Origin of the sequence: Bacillus sp. CH_48 (genome assembly GCF_038008465.1) — a bacterium.
GTDB classification, from domain to species: domain Bacteria; phylum Bacillota; class Bacilli; order Bacillales; family Bacillaceae_G; genus Bacillus_A; species Bacillus_A thuringiensis_S.
The window spans coordinates 1592720-1604731 of sequence record NZ_JBBOZF010000001.1; the positions used below are offsets into that span (position 1 = coordinate 1592720).

A 12012-nucleotide genomic window follows, 5' to 3' on the forward strand; every position below is an offset into this window, starting at 1 on the left:
TTGCAATGAAAAAGTACCTTGATTCGTAGAAGAATTAAGGTACTTTTTTTGTATAATATAATATTTGAATGTAAAAAAATTATTCGCTATCTGTTTTAGTTTGCGTTCCTTTTAATTTTTGCTTTAATAATGCATAATCTTGCGTTAATGTTACAAGTTGATGGTGTAGCTTAGAAATTTTTCTTGTTAGGTCAAAAATTAAGATGAAACAGAATAATAATCCAAATAAGAATAAGATGGATGGTGGATATTCTACTTTTAATAGTTTTCCAATCCAATTTATAATTTTATCAGTAGAACTTAAAATAGCCATTGCAACACAAACAAAAATCCACAAAATAGCATATTTTGTTTCTAAAGCCCCGCGACGAATAGAATTAATAATTAAGAAGAATAATAACAAAATAAAGATGAATGAAAAGGTAATTATATGCATTCACTATCAACCTTTCACGATTTTTTGCATCAATATAGCAAGGCTTACTTTAATCATGTAATATGCAGATTTAAGAGGTGTGATGGAAGATTGTCCACCTTGTCGCTCTTGCATATTTACAGATATCTCATTAATGCGAAGTTTTTTCTTTTTTAAATGAATAAGAACTTCTGGTTCTGGATAATCTTTTGGATAATTGTGTGCAAAAATTGTAATTACTTCTCGATTGATAGCACGATATCCAGAAGTTGGATCCATAAATGTTTGTTTCGTTAACACTTTCAGTAGGGCAGTAAAATAAAAAATACCGATTCTTCTTGAAATACTACCTTTATAAGCTGTTTTTTCTGTAAAACGTGAACCTAGCACCATATCGCATTGGCCTTCAGCAATAGGCTGTATAATTTTGTATAAATCATCCGGATTATGTTGTCCATCAGCATCGAACTGAATTGCAATATCATATCCATTCTCATATGCGTATTTATAGCCAGTTTGTACAGCTGAACCGATGCCCAGATTATATGGTAGATTAATAAGATGAACAGGGAAATTTTTTACGATTTGAGCTGTTTTATCTTGTGAGCCATCATTAATAACGCAAATGCTTAACGCTGTAAAATGTTGTTTTAGTTCTAGTAATCTTGTTAATGTATCTGCAATTGCTTCTTCCTCATTATAGGCTGGAATAATAATCAAAGTTTTTGGTATTGAAATTGGTACCTCGATAGACATTACCGCACCACCCCTTACATATTTAACTATATTATGGTTATTTATAAACAACTTTACTTAATATACCATTAAAAGTATAAGAAAATAAAGGAAAAACTGATGGGTGATTTTAGGAGGAAGCCACTGATACAAAGGCAAGCGATAGTATTTTTTATAATAAAAAATACATGCAAGGAAGGACCTGTGCATGTATGATGAGAAGATTATGTTAAATATTCCAAGGCTTACTTAAAGTTAAAACTTCAGCCATCTCTTTACTTTTTAAACGTCCCTTTTTTCGGTTTTCCGCGCGTTCTAAACCGGTTGTGTGTAACCAATGTTCTTCCTGAGTTTCAGGGAGTACTTGTGGTACGGACGAAGGTTTTCCATCTTTTATCGCCACAAATGTAATGAAGCAAGTAGCAGCAATTCTACGCTCGCCTGCTAATAAATTTTCTGCGATTACTTTTACGAAAACTTCCATTGAAGATTTCCCTGTATAACATACAAATGCTTCATAACAAACAGAATCAGCTTGGTGAATTGGAGTTAAAAAATCAACTGAATCAATAGATGCTGTTACGCAATGTTTACGACTATGTCTTGCAGCCGCAATTGAAGCAATACTATCAATTTCTGCTAATAATTTCCCTCCAAAAAGTGTTTGGTGATTATTTAAATCGTTAGGAAAAACACGTGTTGTCTTAATTGCTTTAGATTCTCGCATGAATTTCTTTTCCATATATTCAGCCCCTATAGTCTGTTTTCAATCAGAATAATATGTGTAAGCGGAGTACTCATATTAGATATTTAATGAAGTAAAGTGTATTCCAAAAGAGAATGATTTAAACTTCTGTATTTGTATTCATATAACTGAAAGAAAATTTATTTTATCTAAAATGTAGTGTAAAAGAGGATTCGCTTACATTGCAAGTAAAAAAGTAATGACTATGTATTTATCATAGAAATTCCCTATCAGCCATGTACCCATTCATGATAGAATCGTTTTGTTATGAATGGAAATAGAGGTGCAATGGACATATGAATCATATACAAACAAATTTTTCATCTTTCTTCAATAAAATTACGATCGGTGCGATGCTCGCATTTTTTGTTTATAGTTGTTGGGCAGCATTTGAGACAAGTAAGCAATTTTTTGGAGGAAGTACAACAAGTGTAACAATCATACTGGCAATTTTCGTCATACTCATTTTGTTAGTGGCATCAATCCTACAATATCGTTTTACAGATAAACAATTTCTTATTTTTCTTATAAGTATATCTATAGTTGTGAGATTTAGTATGCTGTTATTTGTAGATGCTCCAATAATTGGTGATATGAAAGTGATGTATGAGTCTGCAAAGCAGATTGCAATTGGTAATAATATAGGGACTGTAACTCATTTGCCTTTTATTATATATGAGTCAGTAATTATTCGTATATTTGGTGATACATTATTCGCTTTACAACTATTTAATGTGTTATTTTGCGCAGGAACCGCATTTTTTATTTATCGTATTGCGGCAATGGTTTTTGGAGAAGAATGCGGGCGTATTGCTTCTATATTTTATGCTCTGTATATTCCAAATATATTCATGAGTTCCGTATCAACTCCTGAGTCACTTGCAATATTTTTATTTTATTTTGCTTGTTACATACTTTTATATAACGGATTAGATCATCCTTATATGTGGTTGTTTTCAGCGATTTTATTTGCATTTAGTAATATGATTTTCCCAATGGGATTATTTCTTCCTATTTTTATCACGGTATATATATTATTAATTGAAGTGTTTCAATCAGCAACGAAACAAAAAGTGTTACTAAAGATGATAGGGATACTTATTCTATTTTATAGTGCTCATTTTAGTGTGAATTATGGAATTAAGACAATGGGACTGTCACAATATACGATTGCGAATGAGACGTATGTTCAATCTGTCTTAATTGGAAAAACGCAACATGAGGAAAAAATATCGAAAAATCAAAGTGTAACAGAGCATATTGATCAAAAGTTAAAAGAGATTGAGGGAGAAAGATTTAAACTTTTAGAACCGATGATAAATCAGTTTTCAGAGGAGGGGATAAATTCTATTCTTTTCAAATGTGAAAAACTGATATATATAGCCGTAACATTGTTTATGACTATAGCTCTATTACACTTCCTAATTAAGAAACAACAAAATGAGGGATATATGTTGTTCTTATTTTTAATTAGTGGCTACGTATTGTTAAAGCTCTTCCAAGTAGATATGGCATATTACAATGTAATTATGCCGGCATTGTTTATTTTGCAGAGCTTTGGTGTTTATATGAGTTATGTGTATTGTCAAAAAATATTTTTCAGAAAGTAAAAAGAATCCATTCTGGATTCTTTTTTTGATGGAAGATGAAATTTAGTAGTCAGTGCAGATGAAAAGTATGCCTGACCTGAATTTTGTCTTATCGATTTAGTTCTAGTTGCAAATTATCGGCTGTTAGAGCCATTTGTGAGGAATCATCTTGAATTCCTTTCATGACTTGTGAAATAGCTTGTAGCTCATGTTCAATTTTCTTATTCTGTTCTTTTGAGTTAGACATATCTTTTACAATTTCTTGGAAGTATCGATCTGTTGCCGACATACTATCCGTTCCTTCCGATACGAGAGAGCTAATTTGTTTCACGGAAGACGAGACACGGGTAATTTGTTCATTTGTTTTTTCGACGAGCTTTGTAACGTTAAATATCGATTCTTTCGTTTGCTCTGATAATTTTCGGATTTCACCAGCAACAACAGAAAACCCCTTCCCAAATTCTCCAGCACGTGCAGACTCGATAGCAGCATTTAGTGCGAGTAAATTTGTTTGCTCCGCGATCGATTTAACGATATCTATGATTTCGTTAATTTTGTTAGAAATATCGAGAAGTTCATGAGTATCTGTAATAATCGTTTCCATATTCATTTGAATAGATCCCATTCGTTTGTTTTGCTGGTTTAATTGTTCTTTCCCTTTATTCGCTTTTTCTTCAGATGTTGTAGCTAATGATGTACCTGTTTTAGCAATCTCTACAATAGTTTCAGACTTAGCGGTTAGTTTTTGAATAGAAGAGCTTGTCTTTTCAGATACAGCAGCTAGTTCTGTTGCGATATGCGTAATTGTCATAGCAGTTAGTTCTTTTTCTTTCTCATGCTCTTTTTGCATTCTTTCATATTCAGATTCATAAGCTGCAAGAACAAGTTCTTGTTCAAGAGTGAATAATTTATTTATGACATTTATAGAATAGGAAAAATCATCGATTGTTGTTATTTTTGTTTGCAAAATCTTCATAATAGAGCGGAATAATTCTTGATAAGCAGCAGTATACCATTTTCGATGTAAGCCAATTTGTACATGTCGTTTGGCAATCCTAACACGCTGTTCAATAAAATCTTCATGCATATTGCCGCTGAATAATTCTTTAATATGTGTTTTTAAAGTTTGCTTTAGTTTTGGAATAGAGCTGTAACGTTCAATAATAGTAATTAAATTAGGTTGTTTTGTAATGTTGGCATAGAATTTTTCAGTAATCCAATCAATTTCTGCATAAATAAAAGGCTGTAGTACTTTTACAACTTGTAAATCTTCTTTTGAAATGTGTAGCATATCCATTTGAATTTTCAGTTCAGAATTAGTAGGTACATTAAAAGTTATTTGTTGGTCCTTACTTAATTCGATTATACTGGTGTTTGTTTTATTAATATTTTTTTTGAAAACCCCAAGCATCATTCTTCCCCCTGTGTATAAAACGTTTTCAATTTTAAAACTAATATAGAGTAATTATATATGCTTATATATAATTACTCTATATTAGTTCGTAGAATAGTATATAAATTAAGAGAATTCTAGATAGAATTCTCTTAATGGCCTTTATTAATTTTAGCATGTGTTTTAAAGAAAACAGGGAAATGCACATTATATATTACAGTGACGACACGAATAACGAATGTTACTAATAAACAAACATAGAAAGCTAATACGTGCGCGCCCATAGCGTGTGTGATTAGGAAGCTAATTGCTCCTAAGATAGAAGCGATTGCGTAAATCTCTTTTCGGAATACGTAAGGGATATCTTGAGCACAAATGTCACGCAAAATACCGCCTCCAATACCTGTAATGACTCCCATTGAAACAACTAGAAATGAGGCGTCAACATGATGTGACATTGCCGCATTTGCACCAATAGCTGTAAAAACGCCTAAGCCAACAGCATCAGAAAGCATAATAACGACTTGAAGTTTATTGATGCGCTCAAAAAACATACAAGTAAATAATGCTGATAATACACTTACGAAAAAGTAAATGGGTTTTACAAATGCGACAGGGGGCAGGTTACCAATCATGATATCACGAATAATACCGCCGCCGAGCGCAGTAGCTACAGCTAAACAAAGGACACCAAATAAATCTAAATCTTTTTTTAAACCAACTAATGTACCAGAAATGGCAGCGGCGATAATGCCAAGAAACGTAAATATATCGATTAATAACATGGCCTTAATCCCTTCCTCTTAAAGATGTTCCAGAGAAAAAATATACACTAAAGTATTGGAAATAACAATTACTTTTCGTTACATGTAGAAAAACGGATAAAATACATAAAGAAAGCGTTTGAAAATGTTTAGGGGAAAACGAAGCAAGGTTAATTTTTAGTTGTAGGGTAGCCGAGTGAATGTCATTTTTTAACCGTTAAATTTTATATATTAATAAAAGGATTAATAAATGTTTACTATAATGCTGATAATAAGTGAAAGAGTGTTAGATAGTTTTTATAGAGATAGGGAAGGATAGCTAAAGGATAATATTTTCTAGTTACTACTTACGATGGATTGGCTAGTTTCGGTATAAAAATAGTTCTCAATTTAAATATGAGTTATGTTATAATTGCTAGGTGTGTTTTAACGATAATAAATTATGATTAAAAGATAATGTTAAGATTTTGTATGGAGGTCTTGGAATGTTAGCAAATCAAGCTAGGGTTAGATTTGAGCATTTTTTGCTCTTTTTTATTATTTTACAGCCTGTTTTAGATTTATTAACGTCTCTTAGCATCACTTTATTAAAGTCAAATGCTACCGTTGGAATTTTAGTAAGATTCCTTATTATGGCTGTTGGTGGTATTTACATTTTAATTCAGGCAAAAGAGAAGGAAAATAGAAAGTTTTTAATTTATCTTATATTATTAGCCGGAGTTTTAGGGGTAGGATTTATTAATAATAAACTAGTTAAGGATCCTATTGTACTTAGTGAAGAAGTTAAATTCGTTGCGAAAGCATTATATATATATATTATGCTGGGGTCATACATTTTAGCTTTAAAATCATTGAAAAAGACAGTTAATATTAGTGATAAGGTTCGAAATAGTATTGTATATTCTACATTAATCATTAATGCAATTATGGTTATTTCTATTTCAACATCTACTGACTTTGGTAGTTATGAATGGATGAAGGTTGGTTCTCGAGGTTGGTTCTATGCAGGGAATGAACTAGGTTCAATCTTAGCTATTATTTTCCCTATTGTGGTACTATATTCTATTCAAAAAACAAAAAACGTGAAGCACGTTTTATATTGGATTCCATCAATTTTAATGATTTATTCTTTAATTCAAGTTGGTACGAAAGTAGGAATGGGTTCAATTGGTGTTACGTTAGCGGCAGCAATCGGAATCATTGTACTACAATTATTATTTGATAGAAAAAACCCGAATAAAAAAGCTCTTGCGCTTAACGCGGTAATTGCTATTATCCTATTAGCCGGTGTAGTTGGGACGTTTAAACAAACACCATTAGCGCAAAATATGGGTATTCACAATAACTATTTAACAGAGCAAAATGTAGCACAACAAGATCAAAAAGAACAAGAAATTAAAGATAAGCTGAAAAAAGAACAAGAACTTAAAGAAAAAGAAGAAAAGCACCATAAGGCTGAAAAACCAGAAGAAAAAGCGAAGATAGAAGTAGAAGTTAAGAAAGAACTTGAGAAAGAGCAAAAGAAAGAAAATCAAGAAAACCTTATTTTCAGTGGACGTCAAGTATATGAAGAAAGACATAAGCAGTTCTTTAAAGAAGCGCCAGTGTCACAAAAGTTATTAGGAATGGGTTATGCAGGTAACTTTAAATACAATGAACAAAAGCAACCAGATCCAAAATTAATTGAAATGGACTTCCATGATTGGTTTTATGATTTCGGGATTATTGGCTTTGTATTACTAATGATTCCATTTATTTATTACGGGCTAAGAATTCTACTAGCATTTGCTAAGAGATTTAAGGACATATTTAATATAAAATATGGAATGATTTCAGCAAGCTTATTGTTAGCGTTAGGTATTGCTTATATTGCAGGACATATTTTAACAGCACCAGGAGTTGGGATTTACTTTGTAGTGGTGCTAGCTTATCTAATAGTAGACCTAGAAATTGAATGATAAAAATAAAAGCTAACTTTTGTTAGCTTTTATTTTTTAGTACAGTAAAATAAAAATAGCTGGAAACGTAGCAAGGATTTAAAGGAGGAAAAAACATGAGAATATTGCATATGAATGCAGGAGCAGAAGATGGGGGAGGGAAAACACATATTATTTCACTTCTCGATCAGTTTCCAACTGGTGAAGTAGAATTAGCAGTATTTGAAGATGGAATTGTTGCGAAGGAAGCAAGGGAATTAGGGATAAAAGTCCATGTGTTTTCACAAAAATCGCGCTATGATTTATCCATTTTAAAGAATATAAGTGAATTTATTAATAAAGAAAAATTTGATGTAGTTCATACGCATGGTCCTAGGGCTAATTTCTATGTTTCTTTAATGAAAAAGAGAATAAAGGCAAAATGGGTAACGACTATTCATAGTGATCCATTTCAAGACTTTACTAAACAGGGCTTAAAAGGTTGGATTTTTACGAAATTAAATTTGAAAGCCTTAAAAAATATAGACTTATTTTTCGTAGTAACAAATAGATTGAAAAAAAGCCTGGCAGCATTAGGGATTTCAAATGAAAAGATGCATGTTATTTATAATGGAATTGAATACGATAAGGAAAAAGCAGAAGGCTATAATAAAAAAGAAATGTTCAATATTGCTGAAGATGTATTTACGGCAATCCAAGTAGCGCGATTACATCCTGTCAAAGGACATGAAGTTTTATTCGATGCGTTACAACAAACAAAATTGGAGAAAATTAAAGTATTATTAGTTGGCGATGGCCCATTAGAAGAAAATCTAAAGTCATTAGCTACTGAAAAAGGGATTAACGATAAAGTAGAGTTTTTAGGACATCGTCAAGATGTAAAACAATTATTTGCGTCGTCACATGTAAATTTATTAACTTCTCATAGTGAAGGGTTCCCACTAGTTTTATTAGAAGCGGCAAATCAACGCGTACCATCAATTGTGACTAGGGCTGGAGAAATTGAACCATTAATCGTAGATGAAACTTACGGATGGATTGTGCCAACAGATGATGGAAAGGCATTAGCATTAGCTTTAGAAGAAGCGTATGATAAGTGGAAAACTGGAGAATTAGCAGCAATGGGTAAACATATTTATGAGCATGCTACTATGAATTTCTCACTTCAAAAACTATATGAAGATACAAAGGAAACATATAAGCAATTAATAGCGAAAAACTTGTAATGATAGAGAGGATAGTTAACTATGGCAGTACAAACAGTTGATATTCTAGGCGTTCCTTTTTCTACAATGACAATGGATGAAACGGTCCAATATTTAAAAGAACAACTAGAAGCGGAGCGAACTCATACGTTTCAGGTAGTAACAGCAAACCCTGAAATTGTTATGTGCGCAAAAAAGGATGAAAAGTTCTATCAAACATTATTGAATACAGATTTAATTACACCTGATGGTATTGGGGTTGTAAAGGCAAGCGGCATGCTTGGTACACCTTTAAAAGAACGTGTAGCAGGTTTTGATTTAATGTGTAATTTACTTGCGAAGTTATCAGAAGATAGTAAACCAGTATCTGTTTTCTTATTAGGTGCAAAGCCGCATGTTGTACAAGCTGCAGCAGATCATTTAACAAAGACATATTCAGCTGTATCCATCGCCGGTACACAAGATGGTTATTTCAAACAAGAAGACGAAGAGAATATTATTTCTCGCATTCAAGAAGCAAAACCAGATTTATTACTTGTTGCACTCGGTTTCCCGAGACAAGAGAACTTTATCCAAAACAATAAGCATCGTTTAGAAACGAAAATGGCTGTTGGAGTGGGTGGAAGTTTAGACGTATGGGCTGGAGAGGTAAAACGTGCACCAAAATGGATTCAAGCGATTCATTTAGAGTGGTTTTATAGATTATGCAGTAATCCAACACGCTGGCGTCGTCAGTTAGTATTAGCGGAATTTTTAAAAGAAGTAATGCGTTCGAAAAAGTAGCGAAATATCGCTACTTTTTTTTATTTATTCATTTTTAATGAAGTGAAACTTTAATCAGTGAGTCATCCCTACTGATTATTAGCCCTCACCAATCGGGATAGACGTTTTACTTTTTGGGAATGATGAAGGAGAATTTTTTACACAAAAGTATTTTACTTATACAATTCACACATGTAAAATGATGTGTAAAGACACCTGTGTGAGGAGGACTTCTAGTGGGCAAGGTAAAAGAAATTTCGAAGCGCAAACTACTTGGTATAGCTGGACTTGGATGGCTATTTGATGCAATGGATGTTGGAATGCTTTCATTTGTAATGGTAGCCTTGCAAAAGGATTGGGGATTAACGAGCCAGGAAATGGGCTGGATAGGCAGTATTAACTCAATCGGTATGGCAGTAGGAGCGCTTATTTTTGGGATACTATCAGATAGAATAGGCCGAAAATCAGTCTTTATTATTACATTATTATTATTTTCTATCGGTAGTGGTTTAACTGCATTAACAACGACACTCGCGATGTTTCTCGTTTTACGCTTTTTAATTGGTATGGGGCTTGGCGGAGAGCTTCCGGTTGCCTCTACACTAGTATCAGAGAGTGTTGAAGCGCATGAGCGTGGGAAAATTGTTGTGTTATTAGAAAGTTTTTGGGCAGGTGGATGGCTAATTGCAGCCCTTATCTCGTATTTTGTTATTCCTAAATATGGTTGGGAAATTGCGATGGTATTGAGTGCAGTTCCAGCACTATATGCTTTATATTTAAGATGGAATTTACCGGATTCCCCAAGGTTCCAAAAAGTTGAAAAAAGACCATCTGTTATTGAAAATATAAAATCAGTTTGGTCTGGGGAATATCGTAAAGCAACAATTATGCTATGGATTCTATGGTTTTGTGTTGTCTTTTCTTATTATGGAATGTTCCTTTGGTTACCGAGTGTAATGGTGCTAAAAGGATTTAGTTTAATAAAAAGTTTCCAATACGTACTTATTATGACATTAGCTCAACTTCCAGGATATTTCACCGCTGCTTGGTTTATTGAACGTCTCGGTCGTAAATTTGTGTTGGTTACGTATTTAATCGGGACAGCTTGCAGTGCCTATTTGTTTGGGGTTGCGGATTCATTAACAGTATTAATCGTGGCAGGTATGTTACTATCCTTCTTTAACTTAGGTGCTTGGGGAGCATTATACGCCTATACACCTGAACAGTATCCGACGGTTATTCGTGGTACTGGTGCAGGAATGGCAGCAGCATTTGGGCGTATTGGTGGTATTCTTGGCCCACTATTAGTGGGGTATTTAGTTGCCTCAGAAGCTTCACTATCACTAATATTTACGATTTTCTGCGGATCAATTTTAATTGGTGTATTCGCTGTAGTAATACTTGGACAGGAAACGAAGCAACGAGAATTAGTATAAAGTGAAATTTTAAACGTAGCCCTGACCGTTTATTACCCTACACTACTCCGCTCTTTCTAGGCAGTTAATGTAGGATAAAGGGGGAGAGGAAACCGAAGTGGTTTCCTTTTTTCTGTTTTTTTAGATAAATAATGGTATAGTAAGAAAAAGGGATTATTTCTTATAAAAGCGAATGTATACAGCAGGACATATGGACAAAGAATTAGGTGGTTGAAGAAATGAAAATTTTACTGATCATGGAAGAGGCAGAAGAGAGAAGAGAGTTAGCTGAAAATTTCACTGAAAATATGAGAAATGTAGAATGTTTTGAAGCAAAGACAGGAACAGAATCTTTATTTATGATGAAAAAACATATACCAGACTTTGTTTTTTTAAGTTCCAAATTACTAGATGGTACTGGTTTTGAATATGCAAGTTTATTACGAGAAATAAATTGCTATACAAAATTTATTTTTGTAGGTGAAAACATAGAGGAATCTATTACAGCTTTTCGTTTCCAAGCATTTTATTATTTATTACGACCATTTCGTGAAGAAGATTTACAATTTCTTTTATATAAAATAGGTAAAGAACAAGGTGAGAAAGCAAAGAGTTATTTGCGGAAACTACCGATAGAAAGTCAAGAGGGTATACGATATATTCTTCCAGAAGATATCGTATATGTAAGTAAAAATAAAGAAAATAAAACTGTTTCAATTTACACAACGAATAATCAGTATATTTCAACATATACACTTCAGGAATTAGAAAATAAGCTAAATGCATATGATTTTTTACGTGTGCATAAAAGCTATTTAATTAATATGTCATATGTAAAAGAACTGAAACCTTATTATAATGGCACGTATAATTTGTATTTAGATAGGTATGATGAGCAACCGATTCCAGTCAGTCGTAATTATGTAAAACGCCTTCGAAATAACATTGAATTATAGTAGGTAATGAGAGTATTTTAACATGATAAACTGAAAATCCTTCATGATAGGGAGGATTCAAGTTAAATATTCAGAAAATTTAGTACAATCTCCACT

11 protein-coding genes and 1 pseudogene are annotated in these 12012 nt (G+C 32.8%); 6 read left to right on the forward strand and 6 right to left on the reverse strand.

Annotated elements, in window-relative coordinates:
* Positions 1–79 precede the first annotated feature (79 nt).
* The 3 genes from N2V92_RS07845 to N2V92_RS07855 form a co-directional block, all read right to left on the reverse strand.
* Complete coding sequence (locus N2V92_RS07845) at positions 80–436, reverse strand: DUF2304 domain-containing protein (protein ID WP_000547569.1); 357 nt, start codon at positions 434–436, stop codon at positions 80–82.
* A 6-nt stretch (positions 437–442) separates the two neighbouring features.
* Positions 443–1171, reverse strand: coding sequence for a glycosyltransferase family 2 protein (locus N2V92_RS07850; protein WP_000021473.1), 729 nt, complete (start codon positions 1169–1171; stop codon positions 443–445).
* Positions 1172–1379: 208 nt separating this feature from the next.
* Complete coding sequence (locus N2V92_RS07855) at positions 1380–1892, reverse strand: acyl-CoA thioesterase (RefSeq protein WP_000412126.1); 513 nt, start codon at positions 1890–1892, stop codon at positions 1380–1382.
* Between the two features lie 299 nt (positions 1893–2191).
* Between N2V92_RS07855 and N2V92_RS07860 the strand changes: the two genes are divergently transcribed.
* Positions 2192–3505 carry an ArnT family glycosyltransferase gene (locus N2V92_RS07860; protein WP_042596791.1) on the forward strand — a complete coding sequence of 438 codons (1314 nt, stop codon included), beginning with the start codon at positions 2192–2194 and terminating at the stop codon, positions 3503–3505.
* 88 nt (positions 3506–3593) lie between these two features.
* Here N2V92_RS07860 and N2V92_RS30005 read toward each other — a convergent pair whose 3' ends face one another.
* From N2V92_RS30005 to N2V92_RS07870, 3 genes and pseudogenes are all read right to left on the reverse strand, one after another.
* On the reverse strand, positions 3594–4334 hold the full coding sequence (locus N2V92_RS30005) for a methyl-accepting chemotaxis protein (protein ID WP_372464371.1): 741 nt from the start codon (positions 4332–4334) through the stop codon (positions 3594–3596).
* A 15-nt stretch (positions 4335–4349) separates the two neighbouring features.
* A pseudogene (locus N2V92_RS30010) lies at positions 4350–4898 on the reverse strand (protoglobin family protein); the annotation flags it as partial.
* 131 nt (positions 4899–5029) lie between these two features.
* Positions 5030–5662 carry a trimeric intracellular cation channel family protein gene (locus tag N2V92_RS07870; protein ID WP_000924371.1) on the reverse strand — a complete coding sequence of 211 codons (633 nt, stop codon included), beginning with the start codon at positions 5660–5662 and terminating at the stop codon, positions 5030–5032.
* A gap of 464 nt (positions 5663–6126) precedes the next feature.
* Between N2V92_RS07870 and N2V92_RS07875 the strand changes: the two genes are divergently transcribed.
* The 5 genes from N2V92_RS07875 (at position 6127) to N2V92_RS07895 (ending at position 11916) form a co-directional block, all read left to right on the forward strand.
* The gene (locus N2V92_RS07875) at positions 6127–7599 is read left to right on the forward strand and encodes an O-antigen ligase family protein (protein WP_016078222.1); all 1473 of its coding nucleotides are present in this window, start codon (positions 6127–6129) and stop codon (positions 7597–7599) included.
* A 95-nt stretch (positions 7600–7694) separates the two neighbouring features.
* On the forward strand, positions 7695–8804 hold the full coding sequence (locus N2V92_RS07880) for a glycosyltransferase family 4 protein (RefSeq protein ID WP_016078221.1): 1110 nt from the start codon (positions 7695–7697) through the stop codon (positions 8802–8804).
* Positions 8805–8825: 21 nt separating this feature from the next.
* On the forward strand, positions 8826–9566 hold the full coding sequence (locus N2V92_RS07885; protein WP_000290751.1) for a WecB/TagA/CpsF family glycosyltransferase: 741 nt from the start codon (positions 8826–8828) through the stop codon (positions 9564–9566).
* A 215-nt stretch (positions 9567–9781) separates the two neighbouring features.
* Positions 9782–10981 (forward strand): MFS transporter, encoded by a 1200-nt coding sequence (locus tag N2V92_RS07890; protein ID WP_000521109.1) that lies wholly within the window; start codon positions 9782–9784, stop codon positions 10979–10981.
* A gap of 218 nt (positions 10982–11199) precedes the next feature.
* The gene (locus tag N2V92_RS07895) at positions 11200–11916 is read left to right on the forward strand and encodes a LytR/AlgR family response regulator transcription factor (protein ID WP_000698256.1); all 717 of its coding nucleotides are present in this window, start codon (positions 11200–11202) and stop codon (positions 11914–11916) included.
* Positions 11917–12012: the final 96 nt, after the last annotated feature.

What these genes read in the sequence shown, in the direction of transcription:
- N2V92_RS07845 (WP_000547569.1), bottom strand. Translation starts at nt 436, where the DNA reads ATGCATATAATTACCTTTTCATTCATCTTTATTTTGTTATTATTCTTC.
- N2V92_RS07850 (WP_000021473.1), bottom strand. Translation starts at nt 1,171, where the DNA reads ATGTCTATCGAGGTACCAATTTCAATACCAAAAACTTTGATTATTATT.
- N2V92_RS07855 (WP_000412126.1), bottom strand. Translation starts at nt 1,892, where the DNA reads ATGGAAAAGAAATTCATGCGAGAATCTAAAGCAATTAAGACAACACGT.
- N2V92_RS07860 (WP_042596791.1), top strand. Translation starts at nt 2,192, where the DNA reads ATGAATCATATACAAACAAATTTTTCATCTTTCTTCAATAAAATTACG.
- N2V92_RS30005 (WP_372464371.1), bottom strand. Translation starts at nt 4,334, where the DNA reads ATGCAAAAAGAGCATGAGAAAGAAAAAGAACTAACTGCTATGACAATT.
- N2V92_RS07870 (WP_000924371.1), bottom strand. Translation starts at nt 5,662, where the DNA reads ATGTTATTAATCGATATATTTACGTTTCTTGGCATTATCGCCGCTGCC.
- N2V92_RS07875 (WP_016078222.1), top strand. Translation starts at nt 6,127, where the DNA reads ATGTTAGCAAATCAAGCTAGGGTTAGATTTGAGCATTTTTTGCTCTTT.
- N2V92_RS07880 (WP_016078221.1), top strand. Translation starts at nt 7,695, where the DNA reads ATGAGAATATTGCATATGAATGCAGGAGCAGAAGATGGGGGAGGGAAA.
- N2V92_RS07885 (WP_000290751.1), top strand. Translation starts at nt 8,826, where the DNA reads ATGGCAGTACAAACAGTTGATATTCTAGGCGTTCCTTTTTCTACAATG.
- N2V92_RS07895 (WP_000698256.1), top strand. Translation starts at nt 11,200, where the DNA reads ATGAAAATTTTACTGATCATGGAAGAGGCAGAAGAGAGAAGAGAGTTA.